The following is an 18,753-nucleotide window of genomic DNA, read 5'->3' on the forward strand; positions in this document are numbered from 1 at the left end:
GCCGTGGCGTAGCGGGCGGCAAGATGCCGGCAGCAGCTTTGGAGCGATTTGAAAGCCGTGGAAATCGGTATTGCATATCCCCCTCGGTCTTGATGGCCGGTTAGGGGGTTAATCCGTGGCGCCGTGGCGGCACAGTTTGGCAATGGCACTTGCCGCCACGTGGCCCGTTGTCCATGCGGCCTGGAGGTTGAAACCTCCGGTGACGCCGTTGACGTCGAGCGCTTCGCCGGCAACAAACAGACCGGGGCAGCTGCGGCTCTCGAGCGTCGAGGGATTTATGCCGCCGAGCGCCACGCCCCCGCAGGTAACGAACTCTTCTTTGAAACGGCACTTGCCGTCGGCATGATATATGTCGGCCGTAAGCGCAGCCGCCAGTTTGTTCATGCCTTTGCGGCCCATCTCTCCCCACCTCATGGCAGGGTTGAGCCCGCCTTTGCCTATTATGTGCATCCAAAGGCGGGCGTTCAGTTGCGCCGGATAAGCCGAAGCCAGTTGTTTCTTCGGGTTGTCTGCCGCCAGTTTGGCAATGGTCTCCATGGCGTCTTGTGCATTGCATTCGCCGAGCCAGTTGATGGCTATGTCGGCTTTGTAGCCGTTGGAATGCAACAGGCGCGCCGCATGGGCCGACAGCTTTAGTATCGCCGGGCCGCTCATGCCCCAGTGGGTTATCAACAGCGGCCCCGAGGCCTTCAGTTTTGTTCCGGTCATGCTTGCCGTGGCGTGCTTCACCACCGTGCCTGTAAGCCCGGTGATGCTGTCGCCGGGCAGGCACAGGCTGAACAGCGACGGCACCGGGGCCACCGTCGCCACCCCCGTGGGCGCAAGCATGGCCATGCCTGCCGCCTTCGGACTGCCTCCGCTGGCCACAAGCACTATGTCGGCCTGCCGTGGCGCGAGCCCTTCGGCAGCGAAACTTATGACGAACCGGTTGCAGCCGCTGGCGCCGTCAGGGGTGACAAGGCTCACCCTGTGGCCCGTTTCCAGCCTTACCCCGTTGCGCTCCATCAGGCGGAGCAGGGTGCCCACAATCTCCATGGCGTCTTGCGAGGCGGGAAACACGCAGCCGTCGGGTTGTGCCACAAGCCTTACGCCTTCGGCCTCAAACCATTGCCACGCATCGGTGGGCCCGAACTCTTTGAGCAGTCGCTTCATCAGTTTCTCGCCACGGGGATATACGGAGGCAAGGCTGCGCACGTTGTCGAATGTGTTTGTAAGGTTGCAGCGGCCTCCGCCGGTCACCGAGACCTTGGCCAGAGGCTTTCGGCCGCTTTCATATACAGTCACGTCGGCAGTGGGGCAAAGCCGCTTTATTTGTATCGAGGCAAAGCATCCGGCTGCCCCTGCCCCTATTATTGCTATCTTCATCGTTTGTCTGGTTGTTTGCTTTTCCGGGCGGTGTGGCGGCCGTAGTGGCCCGCCTCGGCCGGGCCCGGTTTGTGGCCTAAGCCGGCCCATCGGTCTGCAAACTTAATAAAAAATCGCGAGAAAAGCCTCGCCCTCTCCGTAATAATGCGCCGGCTGGCGGTAGGCAGGCCCCGTAAAAGCCCGCTTCCGCAGCAAAATGAGGTTTTGATCGCGCGTTTTTCGGCGGAAAATGGTTAACTTTGCCTTGGCCGGCTTAGCTCCGTGAAGAGCCGGGGGTGGCGGTGCAGTGCGGTTGGTTCGGCCAGAAATCGCCATGACTAAAATGCCGTTGTGCAACTGCCTGTATGCCAGCCACTTGCCGAATGGCCCGTTTTGCGTTCCCGTTCAGGCCGTTCTGCGTTCCCGTTCGGGCCGTTTTGCACCGTGAAACGGCCTTTCCGGCAGGATTGCTTGGGCTGCGCTACGGTTGCAGGCGGTGGTCTGGGCTGCCAATCGGCGATATTGCCCCATGGCTGTTGCGTCCGGTTGCGGTGCTGGTTGGCCGTAGCCATTGCCGAAGGTGCATCGGGCCGGTGCGTGGCAAGGCGCATGCACGAAGCGTCATAGAGCGTGGGTGGGTTTGGCAATGATAAAAAGAATGCCGAGACAGGCATGCGGCGGTCTGACGGCCGTTTGGGGTAAAGCGCGTAAAATGGATGTCAGCAAGTTGCCAAGCACTCATCGGTAGTTGACTGTAGTCAGGTTTCCTTACCGTCGCCCGTAGTTGGCGGACAACAGCCTTGGTGGGTGATGCAGGCTAATACGATGAACGGGGGCATCGGGTGATTGCTTCTTCAGGCTCATGCCTACTGATTGCATTTGGCAGGATGCAGACATTCATAAGCCTAATCAGGCATAAACATACGTTTGAACATGAAGCTGACATACATTTATCATAGTGGTTTCGCGGTCGAGACAGAGCAGAGCGCCGTTGTCATAGACTTCTGGCAAGACCCTGCCGGCGTCATCGGGCCACTGCTCGCTGGCGGCAAGCCGATCTATGTGCTTGCCTCCCATTTCCACGAAGACCACTTCAACCCCGCCGTGCTTGACTGGGGGCGCGGTCGGGGTGGGGTGACATACGTGCTGTCGAAGGATATCATGCGCCGCCGCCGCGCCCCAAAGGATGCGGCCCACTGGCTGGCCAAAGGCGGCAGCTATGCCGACGGCAACATTTCGGTCGGCGCCACGGGGTCTACCGACTCGGGCGTTTCGTTTGTCATCGACGTGGATGGCTGCAGGCTTTTCCATGCCGGCGACCTTAACAACTGGCAGCCTTCACAGCCCGGTGCAGGCGTAGGCGACAATCGGGCCGAAGCAATGTATCTCGGCGAACTGAAGGATGTGTGCAAGGTTGCCGACAGAGTCGACGTGGCGTTCTTTCCTGTCGATGCCCGCATAGGGGGCGGTTACATGCGCGGGCCGCGCCAGTTTTTGGAGCGTGTGCATACCTCGCTGTTTGTGCCCATGCACTTTACCGCTTCCGGGGCAGGCTCGGCGGCCGCTTTCGAGCCTGAGGCCTCGCCGCTGTGCGGCCGGTTCTGGCTGCCGTCATGCCCGGGCCAAAGCATCTGTGTCTGACGGGCGCCCTTTCGGTGTAGTGGCTGCTGTAGACTTGGCTCGGCCGGCATGGTGGCCGGGGGCGTGCCGTTCAGTTGGCGCTGGTGGCATAAAGGCCTATGCACGTGCCGGTGAATCCTCCCGCGAGAGCTGTGCTCAGACACGAGGCGTCGACCCCTCGGGCCAGCGTTTGCCATTGCTTGCCGTCGGCAGAGTAGTCGAAGTCGTAGTATCTGCCCCGTCCGCATATCCTGAGCCGCAGCGGCGACGCAGCCTCCGGGCCTGTGAGCATGGCCGTGGCCACCCTCACGCTGCCTTTCTCGGTGCGTGTCAGGGTTATGGCAGGGCGACCGTCCACCATGGTCTTGCCCATCACGATGTTGTAGTCTTCGTTTTGCAGCAGCACCATGCCGGCCAGGTCTTTCTCCGACTTAGGCTCAAAGGTAAGTTCGGTCTCGGCCGTGAAGTCGGTGTGCTGCTGCCTGGCGAACACAGCCGCGGGCGATTGGCGTTGCGATATGTTCACCGGCTTTGGCGTGATGGCCAGTCCGCGTGTCGTGCCGGTGGCATAGAAGTCGGTAGGGTTGCGCAGCATTATCCACCGGTGGTGCAGCCTGGCTTGCCTGAAACTGTCGGTGTAAGTGAAGTTGCCCGTCAGCAAGTCGCCTCCGGGTTGCAGCCCGGGCTTGTCGATTACTGTCTCGATGGCTTTCCCGGCCTTGAGAATGGTTGGCCACCCGTCGCTCCATGACACAGGCAGCAGGTAGGTGTCGCGCCCGGTGTTGTACATGTCGGCTTCGTAAGGGCGGCATCCCAGGAACACGGCGTACCACTGTCCTTCGGGTGTCTGCACCAGGTCGGCGTGGCCGGCGCTTGTCACAGGGTCGGGGCGTAGCGGGTCGAGGCCATCCCTCTGGGTGAGTATAGGGTTGCCTTCGGCATATTCCTCCCACGGGCCTTCTGGATGCCTTGCCCTGAAAACTACTTCCGAATGCCTTGCCCCTGTTCCACCTTCGGCGCACATCAGGTAGTAATACTTGCCAATGCGGTAAAGGTGGGGGCCCTCAATCCATATCGGCTTTTGCTCAACATGGCTGCCCGAGCGTATTATTTCGATCTGCTCGCCCGTCGTGCTGTCGCCTTCGACGCAGAATTTGTGCAACATGATGCTTCTCTCGCCGTCGTAGCCGCTGCCACCGCGCGGCTCGTCGTTGTTCACTATGTAAGCGCTGCCGTCTTCGTCGAAGAAAAACGACGGGTCTATACCGCCCACCGTCGGCAGCCATATAGGGTCGCTCCAGCCTTCTTCCGGATTGGCCGACTTTACGAAAAAGTTGCCCCGGCCAACGTTTGTGGTAATCATGTAGAAGGTGTTGTTGTGCTCGTTGTACGCTATGGAAGGGGCAAATATGCCGCCAGACACCCCTTGGCCTCCGAGCGGGAGCTGCCCGGGCCTGTCGAGCACGTGGCCTGCCTGCTTCCAGTTTACGAGGTCTTGGCTTGTGAATAAGGGTACGCCGGGGAAGAATCCGAATGAGGAGTTGACCATGTAGTAGGTGTCTCCCTTTCTGCAAACCGAAGGGTCGGGGTAGAATCCTGCGAGTATGGGGTTGAAGTATTGGCGGGTTCGGTCTATGGGTCTGTCGAACCGTGTGTCGTTGCCGCTGTATCTGAAATAGTTGAAGCAGGCCTGCTGTTGTGCTGACATTGCCGTTGTGGCCATCATTGCGGCAATCAGGGTTTGCAATTTGGTCTTGATAGTCATTGTTTTCAGTTTTGGTATGTTTGCAACAAAGGCAAGGCCGGCAGGCTTGCCCGTTGCAAAGCGCAGTTTGTTCAGTGCAAATATAGGGAAAAAACGCCACATACCACCATTGTGCAGTGTGATTTGCATTTGCCTTTTTGCCTCCTTTGTGCTCAGTCCGGCTGCCCTTGCCCTTGCCAGGGCACAAAAAAGCCGCAGTGGCTTTACCTTTTCGGTAATGCCTCTGCGGCGTTCAAGATGTAAGTAGGTGCCGTTGTCAGTTCCTGAACTGCAGCCCGGCGCCGTTGGCATCGATGATTATCGGCTTGTCGCGGTTCACTTCCTCAGCGAGTATTCGTTTCGACATGTCGTTGAGAACGTAGCGCTGTATGGCCCGCTTCACCGGTCGTGCGCCAAACTCAGGGTCGAACCCTACGTCGGCAAGGTAGTCGATGGCAGCGTCGGTCACGCGGAGTGTGAAGCCCTGCGGCTCAAGCATCTTGCTAACAGCGTTCATTTGCAGGCGCACCACATCGGCAATCTCAGCTTTGCTCAGCGGCTGGAACATTATTATTTCGTCGATTCGGTTCAGGAATTCCGGCCTGATGGTCTTCTTTAGCATCTCCATCACCTGCGTTTTCGTCTCTTCCACCACAGAGTTTCGGTTCGAAGCGTTGATGTTTTCAAACTGTTGCTGTATATATTGGCTTCCGAGGTTTGACGTCATAATGATGATGGTGTTCTTGAAGTTCACCGTGCGGCCCTTGTTGTCGGTCAGCCTTCCGTCGTCAAGCACCTGCAAAAGGATGTTGAACACGTCCGGGTGGGCTTTCTCGATTTCGTCGAAGAGCACCACGGAATACGGCTTGCGGCGCACGGCTTCGGTCAGTTGCCCGCCTTCGTCGTAGCCAACGTATCCCGGAGGGGCACCGATAAGCCGGCTTACGCTGAACTTCTCCTGATACTCGCTCATGTCGATTCGCGTCATCATCGAGTCGTCGTTGAACAGGTATTCGGCCAAGGCTTTGGCCAGCTCCGTCTTTCCCACGCCCGTAGTTCCGAGGAAGATGAACGAGGCTATTGGCCTCTTGGGGTCCTGAAGCCCTGCACGGCTGCGCCTTACGGCATCGCTGACGGCTGTTATTGCTTCGTCTTGCCCGATGACACGCTTGTGGAGCTCTTCCTCCAGATGCAGCAGCTTGTCGCGCTCGCTTTGCATCATGCGGCTGACGGGGATGCCGGTCCACCTGCTGACAACCTCTGCAATGTCGTCGGCCGTGACCTCTTCGCGCACCATGGCGTCGTCGCCTTGGGCGTTGTGCAGCTGCTTCTGTATTGCGGCGATGTCGTTTTCGAGCGCTTTCAGGCGTCCGTAGCGTATCTCGGCCACACGTTCGTAGTTTCCTTCGCGTTCGGCCCGTTCGGCCTCCAGCTTGAGATTCTCCATCTGCTGCTTGTCTTCCTGAATCTTGTTCACCAGTGTGCGTTCGCCTTCCCACTTGGCCCTGAACTGCTTTTCCTGGTCTTTGAGTTCGGCGATGTCCTTGTCGAGCTGTGCAATCTTCTGCTGGTCGTTCTCCCGTTTGATGGCTTCGCGCTCAATCTCCAGCTGTTTCAGCCGTCGTGTTATTTCGTCAAGCTCTTCCGGTACGGAGTCTCTCTCCATGCGGAGCTTTGCTGCTGCCTCGTCCATCAGGTCGATGGCCTTGTCCGGCAGGAACCGGTCGGAGATGTAACGCTCCGACAGTTTCACGGCGGCAATGCACGCGTCGTCCTGTATACGTACCTTGTGGTGGTTCTCGTAGCGCTCTTTCAACCCTCTCAGTATGCTTATGGCGCTCAGCTCGTCGGGCTCGTCAACCATCACGGTTTGGAAGCGTCGTTCCAGTGCCTTGTCCTTCTCAAAGTACTTTTGGTACTCATTGAGCGTGGTGGCACCAATACTTCTGAGTTCGCCTCGGGCCAGAGCGGGTTTCAGGATGTTGGCTGCATCCATGGCACCTTCGCCCCCTCCGGCTCCGACAAGGGTGTGAATCTCGTCTATGAAGAGTATTATGCGGCCCTCACTCTTGGTTACTTCGTTGATGACGCTTTTCAAACGCTCTTCAAACTCGCCTTTATACTTGGCTCCGGCGACCAATGCGCCCATGTCGAGTGAGTATACCTGCTTGTCCTTGAGGTTCTCGGGAACGTCGCCCCTGACTATTCTTTGGGCCAGGCCCTCAACGATTGCCGTCTTTCCTGTGCCCGGTTCGCCTATCAGTATCGGGTTGTTCTTGGTGCGGCGCGACAATATCTGCAATACGCGGCGAATCTCGTCGTCTCGTCCAATCACCGGGTCGAGCTTGCCTTGGCGTGCCTCCTCTACGAGGTTTTTGGCGTATTTCTCAAGGCTCTGGTAGTTTTCGTCGGCCGATTGCGACTTTACGCTCTGTCCTTGGCGCAGTTCGTTGATGGCCGCCCGCATCTCTTTTTCGGTGCACCCGGCGTCTTTGAGTATGCGGCTTGCCGTGGAGTTTACCGTGAGCAGTGCCAGCAGCAACGGCTCTACGCTCACAAACTCGTCGCCCATCTTGCCGGAATAGTCGATGGCTTGCTGCAGAACGCGGTTCGACTCGTTGCTTAGATAAGGCTCGCCGCCTTGAACCCGTGGCAAGTGCTTGAGCTCTTGTTCGACAAGAATGCCTATCTGAGAGGCGTTGATGCCTAATTTTTGGAACAAGAAGTTGGTCACGTCCTTGGCTTTGGACATGATTCCTTTGAGCAAGTGCACAGGTTCAATCACCTGTTGCCCGCCTGCGGTTGCCGCGTTGACGGCTTCCTGTATGGCTTCTTGTGCCTTGATGGTGAATTTGTCTAATGTCATATTATGTCTCCTTTCTTTTGTTTCTCTGTTTGGTTATCCGTCGAACATAGGAACAAAGAGTGTGCCCTGCGGCCATTTTATGACATTTTGGCAGAGCCCAAGCGCCCATGTCGTGCGCTTGAGGCGTTGTTTGTTAAATGTTGTGTAGTGTGTTTCTATGTGCTTTCAGCCTGTTTCCAATCTGTTGTGTGAAAACATCAAGGCACTTGTATAAGTGTAGGGACGATCGGGCTCGAACCGATGACCTCCGCAATGTGACTGCGGCGCTCTAAACCAACTGGGCTACGCCCCTCTTTGTTTCGATGTGCAAAAGTAATAAATAAAAGCGTCTTGCGCAAGAAAATCAGGATTTTTTTTATTGCCGTATATGTTAAATTCTGCCAATGTTGCATTTTTATGCCACAATGACACAGGCCACGTCCATCATTTTATCTTGTCGAATCCCTCGCCGAACACACCGTGGCAGAATGTCTGTGACACCAAGGCGTGCGGGTCGATGGCTTTGACCAGGCTCATCACGCCCTGCGACTCATATTTCCGTGTGAGCACGATGAGTATGTCAACCTCTTGTTTCGAGTACCACCCTTTGCCCTCGATGAGTGTCACTCCGCGGTTGACATGCTTGTTTATCTTGTCGGCGATTTTCTCATATTCCTTGGATATGATGATGAATTGCACCGTTTGGCGTGTGCCGTTGATGACATAGTCGCACACGAAGCTTGCGGTCAGTGTGAAGGCGATGCCATATACTATTGTCTCCATGCTGTGGAAGAGCAGGTAAGACGAGCTGATGATGGTGATGTCGATGAACTGCATTGCCCGCCCGAAGCTCATGTTGAAGTGCTTGTTGAGCAGTGCTATTATGATGTCGGTGCCTCCCGTCGATCCGTTGTGTGAGAAGATGAGGCCAAGGCCCGTGCCTCCCAGCGCGCCACCGATGAGCACGTGCATGAACTTGTCTTCGCCGACGGTGATCAGGTGGAACTGTTGGAACAGAGGCTGAAGCACGCCCACCACGGCCGACAGCATGGTAACGCCTATTATTGTGCGTATGGTGAACTGCCTTGTCAGCGCCCGCAGGGCTATGAGCAGCAGCGTGACGTTGAGCACCCAGATGGATATTCCGGGCGGAAATCCGAACGCATAGAAGAGTAGGGCCGATATACCCGTTACGCCACCCATCACTACTTGTTCGGGCAGGACGAAGGCCGTGTAGCCGAGCGAGTATATGACGATGCCCAGAAACAGGAAGAACATGTCTTTGAAAACTTGCTTGCGCCTCCTTTTTATTATTATGTCTGCAATCTTGTTCATGATTGATATTGACTCTTTTCTGTTACTATGCAAAGATAGTATAAATTTCATTACTCGCAAAGAAAAAACGACTTAAATGCTGTGGCTTGTTTTTTTGCTTTGCCGGGAGGTCTGTCCAAGGTTTTGGTGGCGTTGCCGGTGTGTGCGTTACCAATTGTTTCTGCCGTCGGTTCGAAGCGCATTGCGGCCCGGTAGCAGAGCCTGCTTTTTGTTTGTGCGGGCGTCTTGCTTCCGGGCCGTTCTTTGACTGTTACTTAGAGTTAGTCGTTTGTTGTGTCAGTCGATGTCGATTACCATGAAGTCTTTGTTGAACTTGATTTCAACACCGTTTGAGAGGTTAATCTCATATTCGTTGCGGTCTTTCTCGATTTTGAGTATTTTGTTGCCGCTGTAGTTGGTGTTCACGTAGTTGTTTATCTGCGTCGGCACGAGTTTTGAGGGAACGCTGGAGCGCTTGCAGTCTATTTCGGTCCAGTTGCCGTTGCGGTCGAACTCAATCTTCTCGCCAGTGGTGAATATCACGTCGTAGCTCTTGTCTATCAGTCCGCTCTCCACCTTGGCCAGCGCAACCTTCATTCCGCTGAAGCTTCCCTTGATAACCTGCTGTGCGGTTGCAGGCAGTTGGTTCACGTTGATGGGCTTGTCGTTGTCGGCCATTGCCGTTGTCTGGAATGCCACGAGGCAAACTATTGCCATGATGCTCTTCTTGATGAAAGTCTTCATAATTCTTTTCTCCTTTGATTTTATTGTTAATACTTTGTTTCTTTTCGTATTGCAAAGTTGCGAAGCCATTCTGAAAAGAATCTGAAAAATGGTTGGCTGCGTCACGGTTTAACATTCTTTAGCGCGCGATGCCTTTCGTTTGCCTTGTTGCGTAGCCTTGTGCCATTGTGCGTCTTGGCTTTATGGCCATCGGCGTGACACCTCAAACACGTGCATTCCGTTTTCATATATATATAATATATCCATGCCATAGAGCCTGCATATAGCCTGAGCTATCGACAGTCCGAGGCCCGTCGACGAGGCCTTGTCGGCCGAATGGTAGAACCGTTCGAATATTTTTTCCCCGTCGAGCGGTCTGTCGCTCCCGGTGTTGGCTATGGTCATTGCCCTGGCTTTCAGGCAGATGCGTATCCGTCCGCCGTCGTTGCCGTGGGTGAAAGCGTTTTTCATCAGGTTGGCCGCGAGCGTGGTGGCCAGCGACTCGTCCATTTCGGCAGTCATGTCGGCCTCTACGTTCATTTCCACCTTTATGTTTTTGTTGGCGTAAATCATCTCCATGTCGGGCAGCAGCCGCCCTATTGTTGCGGCCATGCTGATGTGCTTGGTTTTGGTAAACTGCCCGTTGTCTATTTTGCACAGCAGCAGCAGCGAGCGGTTTGTGCGCGCCAGTGTCTTCAGCGTGTGCAGCGTTTTCACCACGTCGCCCATTTGCGCCTCGGTCAGTTGCCCGTCGTCGAGCATCATCTCCAGCCGGCTTTGTATCACGGCGAGCGGTGTTTGCAGTTCGTGGGATGCGTTTGCGATAAACCGCTTTTGCTGTTCGTATAGCGTTTCGTTGCGTTCGGTGCTGCGTTCCAGGGCGTTGGCCAGTTTCCTGAACTCGGTCACGTTGGTCTGCAAGTCCATGGCCTTGTTGCGCTCGCCCAGCCTGTAGGCGTCGAGCCAGTCGAGTATGGCCCTCAGTGGCCGCATGCCTTTGGTCAGCGTGTGCAGGTTTACGAGAATGATGCATGTCACTATGGCCGCATACAGGGCTATCAGCCAATACGCCACGGCAGCCTTGAGGTCGGCTTTGTCTATGGTAGGCGTGAACACCACCACCTCGAAGAACTTCCCGTTGTCGTCCATGAATATGTAAGAGATGGTGCGTGCGGGTTCAAACTCATTCTTGGCTTTGGTGTAAACCTCACAGTCTTCGTATCTGATGTGCGAGTGTTGCGATGCGTATTGTGCCGACACCTCGTGCAGGTAGTACTGGTTGTTGGTGTAGCTGGCCTCCCTGGGCAGTTTCTCGCCTGCCAGCGAGCGCCGTATTATCATCTCCGCGTGGTCTTCGAGCGAGTCGTCCACCTCGTCGTTTATCTCGTCGATGATGGCAAAGTAGAACAGTGCCGCCCAGAAGGCAAACACGAGTGCGCCTATGAGCGACAGGCGCAGCGTGATTTGGTTTTGCAGTTTCATGTCTCAACGAGTTTGTAGCCGAATCCGTAAACGGTCTTTATCTCTATGCCTGCCCCGGCGGCCTTGAGCCTTTTGCGCAGGTTTTTCATTTGCGCGTAGATGAAGTCGAAGTTGTCGGCCTGGTCTATGTCGTCGCCCCAGACGGCTTCGGCCAGGGTCTGTTTTTCTATCAGCCGCCCCTGGCGGTTGACGAGGTACAGCATGATGTCGTATTCCTTTCGGCTCAGTTCGAGGGGCTTGCCGCCAACGTCAACGCCAAACGTGTCGGGGTGTATGGTCACGTTGGCAATCCTTATGGCCTGTTCTCCGCCCCTCATCTGCCGTCGCAGCACGCTTTTTATCCTTGCGTGCAGCTCTGCCAGGTGGAAAGGCTTGGGCAGATAGTCGTCGGCCCCCAGTTCCAGGCCCTTCACCTTGTCTTCTATCGAGTCTTTGGCCGACAGGATGATCACGTTCACCCGCCTGCCGGCGGCGTGCAGTTCGCGCAGCAGTTCGAGCCCGTTGCCGTCGGGCAGCATGATGTCGAGCAGTATGCAGTCGTATTCATACACAAACGCCTTTGTGCGGGCATCGGCGTAGCAGGCGGCCGTTTCGGCCACGTAACGTTCTTTTTCCAGCGACCTTACAATGACTTCGCGCAGGTCGTCGTTGTCTTCCACTATCAGTATTTTCATTTTTCCCGTTCTTGATTTGTTGTGTCCGTATGCAGCCTTTGGTTGGCGCGCCTCGCCCCAGGCGCCTCCGCCGTGGCTTTGCGTCCGCCTGTCGGTGGCCTTGCCGTGCCGCTGCCTGTTTCGTGGCCTATGCCGGCGGGCCGTAGCCGAGCTTGCCCCCGGTTTCCCGAATGCAGCTTGACCATTGCAAAGATAGCTTAAATAGCTTGTCGCCCAAAACAATTCCGCGTTAATTTTTTATCCTCCATGCCCTTGCCTCGGCCTCATCCGCCCGCCGATGGCTTTGAGGCCGTTGCCCCCAACCGCCATGCCTTGCGGCCATTCAGCCCGTTTCCGCCCTCCCGCATGCATGGCGTCAGCCTCGTCGGTGCAGCTGTTTGTGGTTGTCTTTTCCTTAAATATTGCCAATTTAGTGATGTTGTGTGCCGCGTTTCATTTTTTTTGTGTAAGTTTGCAGTCACAAAACTAAAGCGCGCTGAGTCCGGCTTTCATTGCCGGCAGGGGTGCCCGGGCTGTTGCCCGGGCTGAGATTATACCCGTAACACCTGATTCGGATAATGCCGACGTAGGGAAGCTGCCTTGTAGATGATGCTTTCTAGCAGGTCTGGCAGCCGCGGGCAAATCTCTGACAACACTCCTTATTTGCGCATGTTGATATAAAATAAGGTTAAATGGAAAAGCTTGTTATCGCAGGACGCGAGTTTGGCTCGCGCCTGTTCCTGGGAACTGGGAAGTTCAGTTCCAACGAAGTGATGGCCGAGTCCATAGGTGCCTCAGGCACAGAGATGGTGACCATGGCCATGAAGCGCATCGACCTGGCCGACAAGGGCGACGACATGCTCGCCCACATTGTGCGCCCCGGCATTCAGTTGCTGCCCAACACGTCGGGCACCCGCAATGCCGACGAGGCCGTCTTTGCCGCCAAGATGGCCCGCGAGGCTTTTGGCACCAACTGGCTCAAGCTGGAGATACATCCCGACCCGCGCTACCTGCTGCCCGACCCGGTAGAGACGCTCCGCGCCACCGAGCTGTTGGTCAAGGAGGGCTTTGTGGTGTTGCCTTACTGCCAGGCCGACCCCGTGCTATGCAAGCGCCTGGCCGAGGCCGGTGCAGCCACGGTGATGCCGCTGGCCGCGCCCATAGGCACTAACATGGGGCTGCGCACACGCGACTTCCTCGGCATCATCATCGAAGAGGCATCGGTGCCGGTGGTCATCGACGCGGGCATAGGCGCGCCGAGCGATGCCGCGGCAGCCATGGAGATGGGGGCCGACGCGGTGCTCGTCAACACGGCCATCTCTGTGGCGGGCGACCCCGTTGCCATGGCCAAGGCCTTCAAGAAGGCTGTCGAGGCCGGGCGCGAGGCCTACGAGGCCGGGCTCGGGCGCCAGTCGGCCGACATGACAGCCGACGCCAGCTCGCCCCTCACGGCGTTCCTCAACTGATGCGAAAATGCTTTACAACGGCTCTGCCTGCTTTACGGCCTGCCCTGTTTGGGGCTGCCAAACGGCCTGTATGGGCTGCCGAAACAGCCCGTTCGGGCGCGCGTTGCGGCCCGTTTGGCCCGGCCGTCCGGCCGTGGGCGTAACGGCCTGTGGCCCAGGGGCTCAGGCCGCCGTGCCCAGGAGGCGGGCCAGAGGTAAGCAATATTTACACAAACCAATATAACTACAACTTGCTATGAACGTAAAGATAAACAATGAGCCGGCCGTGCTGGCCGACGGAACAACGCTGGCCCAGCTGGCTGCCGAGCGCAACCTGCCCGACCGCGGTGTGGCCGTGGCCGTGGGCAACGCCATGGTGCCGCGCGCCGAATGGTCCGGACGCACACTCGTCGAGGGCGACGACATAGTGATACTCAAAGCTTTTTGTGGAGGATAACAAAATGTTTTACGACGTAATAAAGAACATAGGGTGGGACGAGACCACCGAGAAGATAATGCGGAAGACCGATGCCGACGTGCGCCGCGCGCTCGCCAAGCGCCACCTCAGCGTCGACGATTTCATGGCGCTCGTGTCGCCCGCTGCCGACAAGTACCTTGAGCAGATGGCCCGCCTGAGCCGCATGTACACGCGCGAGCGCTTCGGCAAGACCATCAACATGTTCATACCGATATACATCACCAACTCGTGTGCCAACTCATGCGTGTATTGCGGGTTCCACGTGCAGAACAAGATGCCGCGCACAATACTCACCGAAGAGGAGATAGTGCGCGAGTATCAGGCGATAAAGAAGCTGGGCCCGTTCGACAACCTGCTCGTGCTCACGGGCGAGAACCCGGCAAAGGCCGGCGTCGACTACATAGCCCGGGCGCTCGACCTGGCCAAGCCTTACTTCAACAACCTGCAGATCGAGGTGATGCCGCTGGCCACCGACGACTATGCCAAGTTGCGACGCCACGGGCTGAACGGGGTCATCTGTTTCCAGGAAACCTACAACGAGGCGCGCTACAAGGTGTACCATCCGCGCGGGCCGAAGTCGAATTACGAGTGGAGGCTCAACGGATACGACCGCATGGGGCAGGCCGGTGTGCACAAGATTGGCATGGGCGCGCTCATCGGGCTGGAAGACTGGCGCACCGAGGTGACCATGATGGCTTACCACCTGCGCTACCTTGAGAAGACCTACTGGCGCACGCAGTACAGCGTCAACTTCCCCCGCATGCGCCGGGCCGAGAACGGCGGGTTCCAGCCAAACGTGGAGATGACCGACCGCGAGCTGGCCCAGGTGACCTTTGCAATGCGCATCTTCGACCACGACGTGGACATTTCGTACTCCACGCGCGAGACTCCCGAGGTGCGCAACAACATGGCCACGCTCGGCGTAACCACCATGAGTGCCGAGAGCCACACCGACCCGGGAGGCTATGCGTGCTATCCCAACGCCCTCGAGCAGTTCCACGTGAGCGACGAGCGCACAGCCCGCGAGGTGGAGCGCGACCTCAAGGCCGTGGGCATGGAGCCCGTCTGGAAAAACTGGGACGCCTCGTTCGACCGCGTCGAGATGGCCGTCTGAACCGGTGGCGTGGCCGGGCCGCCGCGCTGCCGGGCCCCTCAGGCGGCTTCTTGTCGCCGGGTGGCACAGCCGGGCGTGCGGCCGTCGGCCACAGCCGTTAACTGTTTAAAATCCATATTATGCGTTACATACCAATTCTCTCAATAGCCGGGAGCGACTGCAGCGGCGGGGCCGGCATACAGGCCGACATCAAGACGATATCTGCCCTGGGCTGCTATGCGGCCTCGGCAATAACGGCCCTCACCGTGCAAAACACCATGGGGGTGGGCGCCGTTGAGCCTGTCAGCCCCGCAGTCGTGGCCGGCCAGATACGGGCGGTCATGGACGACATCCGCCCGGCTGCCGTAAAGGTGGGCATGGTCAACGATGCCGCAACGATAAAGGCCATTGCCGGAGCGCTACGGCCATACGGGCCGAAGGTGGTCGTGGTCGACCCCGTCATGGTGTCAACCAGCGGCTCGGCACTCATGCAGGCCGATGCGCTTGCCGCCTTCCGCAGCGAACTGGTGCCGTTGGCCACCATCCTCACGCCAAACATGCATGAGGCAGCCACGCTTTCGGGCCTTGCCATAACCGACGAGGCATCGTGCCATGCCGCCGGACTGGTGATTGCGCGCGACAGCCACTGCTCAGTGCTTATCAAGGGCGGCCACTTTGAGGGCGGCCACAAGGTAGACAGGCTTTACGACGCTGACGGACGGCTGGTCGAAACGTTTGCCGCCGAGTCGGTAGACACCGTCAACACACATGGCACGGGGTGCACGCTCTCGTCTGCCATAGCCTGTTTCATGGGCCGCGGATATGCCGTTGCCGATGCCGTCAGGCTGGCAAAAGACTATGTCACGGCCGCGCTTGCGGCCGGGGCAGGCGTTGGCATAGGGCAGGGACATGGCCCGGTAAACCATTTTTTCAACCCGTTAAAGATGCTGACAGTATGACTCAGATACAGTTTATAACCCACGCCACCGACCGTTTCGGCTATGTTGACGGGGCGCGAATGGCCCTTGAGGGGGGCTGCCGGTGGGTGCAGCTGCGCATGAAAGGCGCCACCGATGCCGAGGTGCTGGCCGCGGCAGCAGAGATACAGCCCCTGTGCAGGCAGCACGAGGCTCTGTTTGTCATCGACAACAGGGTGCACCTGGCCAAGCAGATAAAGGCCGACGGGGTGCATCTCGGCAAAAACGACATGCCTGTCGACGAGGCCCGGCGAGTGCTCGGCGAGGAGTTCATCATCGGTGGAACGGCAAACACATTCGAAGACATAGAGCGGCTATACCGCCAGGGGGCCGACTACATAGGCTGCGGCCCGTTCCGCTTTACCACCACCAAGCAGAACCTGGCACCCATAGTGGGGCTCGAGGGCTACTTCACCATCGTCAACCGCATGCGCGCGGCGGGCATACCGCTGCCTGTGGTGGCCATCGGTGGCATCTGTTACGAAGACATTCCGGCCATCATGCGTACCGGCGTGCGCGGCATTGCCGTTTCGGGGGCAGTGCTAAACGCTGCCGACCCCGTGGCAGAGATGCGCCGGATGATCGACGCTTAGGCGCCGGGGAGTTGCGGCTATGGCCGCAGGTGCCGCCGCATGGCCGCCGCCCGGCAGGCTGGCATGGCAAATGTCTTGACTCCTTTACTTCCTTACTCCTTGACTCCCCATACATCCCGACCCAACGAATCCTAAAATTTACAACAGTAAACAACTTAATTATGGACAACAATATCAAGATTACTTACCCGAGTTCGGAAAAGGTTTACATGAGCGGAAAGCTCTATCCCGACCTCAGAGTGGGCATGCGCCGGGTGCGTCTGACCCCGACCGTCGACATTGTTGACGGCAAGAAAGTTATGACGGAGAACGCTCCCGTCTACGTGTATGACACCAGCGGCCCGTACAGCGACCCCGACGTGGAGACCGACCTCAAGCGCGGCCTGCCCAAGTTGCGTGCCCCCTGGATAGCCAAGCGCCAGCCGGGAGAGACGCAGATGGCCCTTGCCAAGCGCGGGGTGATAACCGAAGAGATGGAGTATGTGGCCATTCGCGAGAACATGAACTGCGCCGAGCTGGGCATAGAGACCCACATCACGCCCGAGTTCGTGCGCCAGGAGGTGGCCGCCGGGCGCGCCGTCATACCGGCCAACATCAACCACCCCGAGTCGGAACCGATGGTGATAGGCACCAACTTCCTTGTAAAGATAAACACAAACATAGGCAACTCGGCCACCACCTCGGGCATTGACGAAGAGGTGGAGAAGGCCGTTTGGAGCTGCAAGTGGGGAGGCGACACGCTGATGGACCTCTCTACGGGCGACAACATACACGAGACGCGCGAGTGGATATTGCGCAACTGCCCCGTGCCGGTGGGCACCGTGCCCATGTACCAGGCCTTCGAGAAGGTGGGCGGGCGCGCCGAAGACCTCTCGTGGGAGGTATTCCGCGACACGCTCATCGAGCAGTGCGAGCAGGGCGTCGACTATTTCACCATCCACTGTGGCATCCGCCTGAAGAACGTGCCGCTCTCGCAGGGCCGGCTCACGGGCATGGTGAGCCGCGGCGGAAGCATCATCTCGAAGTGGTGCATGGTGCACAAGCAGGAGAGCTTCCTGTATTCACACTTCGACGACATCTGTGACATCTGCCGCAAGTACGACGTTGCCATCTCGCTCGGCGACGGACTGCGCCCCGGAAGCATCCACGACGCCAACGACGCCGCACAGTTTGCCGAGCTCGACACCATGGGCGAGCTCGTCGAGAGGGCTTGGGCCAAAGACGTGCAGGCCTTCATCGAGGGGCCGGGCCACGTGCCGATGCAGAAGATAAAGGCCAACATGGAGCGGCAGATAGAGAAGTGCCACGGCGCGCCTTTCTACACTCTGGGCCCGCTCGTCACCGATATCGCCCCCGGCTACGACCACATCACTAGCGCCATAGGGGCGTCGATGATAGGCTGGTATGGCACGGCCATGCTCTGCTACGTGACGCCCAAGGAGCACCTTGCGCTGCCCGACAAGGACGATGTGCGCACGGGTGTGGTAACATACAAGATTGCCGCCCATGCGGCCGACCTGGCCAAGGGCCATCCCGGGGCCACCATCCGCGACAACGCGCTTAGCAAGGCGCGCTACGAATTCCGCTGGAAAGACCAGTTCAACCTGGCTCTCGACCCGGAGCGCGCGCTCGAATACTACAAGACGTCAAACGAGGTGGAGGGCCGTTTCTGCACCATGTGCGGCCCGAACTTCTGCGCTGCGCGCATAAGCCACTCGCTCAAAGACTGCGACTTGTGATGAAGTTTATCGTGTTTACCTCCCCGGAGTTCTTCTCCGGGGAGGATTTTTATATACGCCGGCTGTTCTACGCCGGTGTCGACGTGCTCCACCTGCGCAAGCCGGGGGCCTCGGCCGCCCATTGCGCGGCACTGCTCGATGCCATACCCGTGCAGTGGCATGGCCGCATAGTGGTGCACGACCATTTCGGGCTCTGCCGCGACTACGGCCTCATGGGGGTGCACCTGAACAGCCGCAACCCCTTGCCGCCGTCGGGCTTTGTGCCGCGGTCGGTGTCGGCCTCGTGCCATTCACTGGCCGAGGTGGCCCGGCGCAAGCCCGGGCTGAGCTATGTCACGCTCAGCCCCGTGTTCGACAGCATATCAAAGCAGGGCTACCGCTCGGCCTACACCGATGCCCAACTGCGCGGCGCGGCCTCGGCGGGCATCATCGACAGCCGTGTGGTGGCCCTCGGCGGGGTGAGCCTGCAGGGCATACCCATGCTTCGCGACTGGGGCTTCGGCGGTGCCGCCTTTCTTGGCGATGTGTGGGAGCGTGCGGGGCAGCCCGGCTTTGATGGCTATCTCGCCCGGCTGCGCTCGGCGCTCGACGGCCTGCCGGAGTAGGTTGCCGTCTGCTCTGCCTGGCGGCAACTTTTGTCCGGGTCGGTAAAAAATCTTCACATGCTTGCCAGAGGCAGCCGTTTAGCGTTGCCGCATGGGCC

Annotated in this window: 15 protein-coding genes, 1 tRNA gene and 1 riboswitch; of the genes, 8 read left to right on the forward strand and 8 right to left on the reverse strand. The window is 58.2% G+C overall.

Annotation, left to right across the window (positions count from 1 at the left end; all coding sequences use genetic code 11):
- Positions 1 to 108: 108 nt before the first annotated feature.
- Entirely contained in the window at positions 109 to 1,365 is a 1,257-nt protein-coding gene (locus M3089_RS04290; protein WP_249081920.1) for an aminoacetone oxidase family FAD-binding enzyme, read from the reverse strand.
- Positions 1,366 to 2,277: 912 nt separating this feature from the next.
- On the opposite strand from M3089_RS04290, the gene M3089_RS04295 reads away from it, so the two are divergent.
- On the forward strand, positions 2,278 to 2,985 hold the full coding sequence (locus M3089_RS04295; protein ID WP_249081921.1) for an MBL fold metallo-hydrolase: 708 nt from the start codon (positions 2,278 to 2,280) through the stop codon (positions 2,983 to 2,985).
- A 70-nt stretch (positions 2,986 to 3,055) separates the two neighbouring features.
- Here M3089_RS04295 and M3089_RS04300 read toward each other — a convergent pair whose 3' ends face one another.
- The 7 genes from M3089_RS04300 to M3089_RS04330 all read right to left on the reverse strand — a co-directional run bounded on the left by M3089_RS04300 (position 3,056) and on the right by M3089_RS04330 (position 11,746).
- Positions 3,056 to 4,729 carry a glycoside hydrolase family 43 protein gene (locus M3089_RS04300; RefSeq protein WP_394802241.1) on the reverse strand — a complete coding sequence of 558 codons (1,674 nt, stop codon included), beginning with the start codon at positions 4,727 to 4,729 and terminating at the stop codon, positions 3,056 to 3,058.
- 256 nt (positions 4,730 to 4,985) lie between these two features.
- Entirely contained in the window at positions 4,986 to 7,574 is a 2,589-nt protein-coding gene (gene clpB / locus M3089_RS04305; RefSeq protein WP_249081922.1) for an ATP-dependent chaperone ClpB, read from the reverse strand.
- Between the two features lie 217 nt (positions 7,575 to 7,791).
- A tRNA-Val gene (locus tag M3089_RS04310) sits at positions 7,792 to 7,866 on the reverse strand.
- A 131-nt stretch (positions 7,867 to 7,997) separates the two neighbouring features.
- On the reverse strand, positions 7,998 to 8,888 hold the full coding sequence (locus M3089_RS04315) for a YitT family protein (protein ID WP_205108487.1): 891 nt from the start codon (positions 8,886 to 8,888) through the stop codon (positions 7,998 to 8,000).
- A gap of 276 nt (positions 8,889 to 9,164) precedes the next feature.
- Positions 9,165 to 9,599 (reverse strand): PepSY-like domain-containing protein, encoded by a 435-nt coding sequence (locus M3089_RS04320; RefSeq protein WP_205108644.1) that lies wholly within the window; start codon positions 9,597 to 9,599, stop codon positions 9,165 to 9,167.
- Between the two features lie 192 nt (positions 9,600 to 9,791).
- The gene (locus M3089_RS04325; protein WP_249081923.1) at positions 9,792 to 11,072 is read right to left on the reverse strand and encodes a sensor histidine kinase; all 1,281 of its coding nucleotides are present in this window, start codon (positions 11,070 to 11,072) and stop codon (positions 9,792 to 9,794) included.
- Positions 11,069 to 11,746 carry a response regulator transcription factor gene (locus tag M3089_RS04330; protein ID WP_249081924.1) on the reverse strand — a complete coding sequence of 226 codons (678 nt, stop codon included), beginning with the start codon at positions 11,744 to 11,746 and terminating at the stop codon, positions 11,069 to 11,071. The genes M3089_RS04325 and M3089_RS04330 overlap by 4 nt, the downstream gene beginning before the upstream one ends.
- A gap of 489 nt (positions 11,747 to 12,235) precedes the next feature.
- A riboswitch (TPP riboswitch) is annotated at positions 12,236 to 12,336 on the forward strand.
- Positions 12,337 to 12,417: 81 nt separating this feature from the next.
- Here M3089_RS04330 and M3089_RS04335 point away from each other — a divergent pair.
- The 7 genes from M3089_RS04335 (at position 12,418) to M3089_RS04365 (ending at position 18,655) form a co-directional block, all read left to right on the forward strand.
- Positions 12,418 to 13,191 (forward strand): thiazole synthase, encoded by a 774-nt coding sequence (locus tag M3089_RS04335; protein WP_205108492.1) that lies wholly within the window; start codon positions 12,418 to 12,420, stop codon positions 13,189 to 13,191.
- Between the two features lie 235 nt (positions 13,192 to 13,426).
- Positions 13,427 to 13,627 (forward strand): sulfur carrier protein ThiS, encoded by a 201-nt coding sequence (thiS, locus tag M3089_RS04340; protein ID WP_249081926.1) that lies wholly within the window; start codon positions 13,427 to 13,429, stop codon positions 13,625 to 13,627.
- A gap of 4 nt (positions 13,628 to 13,631) precedes the next feature.
- Positions 13,632 to 14,762 (forward strand): 2-iminoacetate synthase ThiH, encoded by a 1,131-nt coding sequence (gene thiH / locus M3089_RS04345; RefSeq protein WP_205108496.1) that lies wholly within the window; start codon positions 13,632 to 13,634, stop codon positions 14,760 to 14,762.
- 119 nt (positions 14,763 to 14,881) lie between these two features.
- The gene (thiD, locus tag M3089_RS04350; protein WP_249081928.1) at positions 14,882 to 15,700 is read left to right on the forward strand and encodes a bifunctional hydroxymethylpyrimidine kinase/phosphomethylpyrimidine kinase; all 819 of its coding nucleotides are present in this window, start codon (positions 14,882 to 14,884) and stop codon (positions 15,698 to 15,700) included.
- On the forward strand, positions 15,697 to 16,311 hold the full coding sequence (locus tag M3089_RS04355; RefSeq protein ID WP_249081930.1) for a thiamine phosphate synthase: 615 nt from the start codon (positions 15,697 to 15,699) through the stop codon (positions 16,309 to 16,311). Before thiD ends, M3089_RS04355 begins: the two co-directional genes overlap by 4 nt.
- 161 nt (positions 16,312 to 16,472) lie before the next feature.
- A complete protein-coding gene (gene thiC, locus M3089_RS04360; RefSeq protein WP_249081931.1) occupies positions 16,473 to 18,050 on the forward strand; it encodes a phosphomethylpyrimidine synthase ThiC in 1,578 nt (525 codons plus the stop codon).
- A complete protein-coding gene (locus M3089_RS04365) occupies positions 18,050 to 18,655 on the forward strand; it encodes a thiamine phosphate synthase (RefSeq protein WP_249082198.1) in 606 nt (201 codons plus the stop codon). Before thiC ends, M3089_RS04365 begins: the two co-directional genes overlap by 1 nt.
- Positions 18,656 to 18,753 lie beyond the last annotated feature (98 nt).

Source organism: Marseilla massiliensis (genome assembly GCF_023336985.1).
Lineage (GTDB): Bacteria > Bacteroidota > Bacteroidia > Bacteroidales > Bacteroidaceae > Prevotella > Prevotella intestinigallinarum.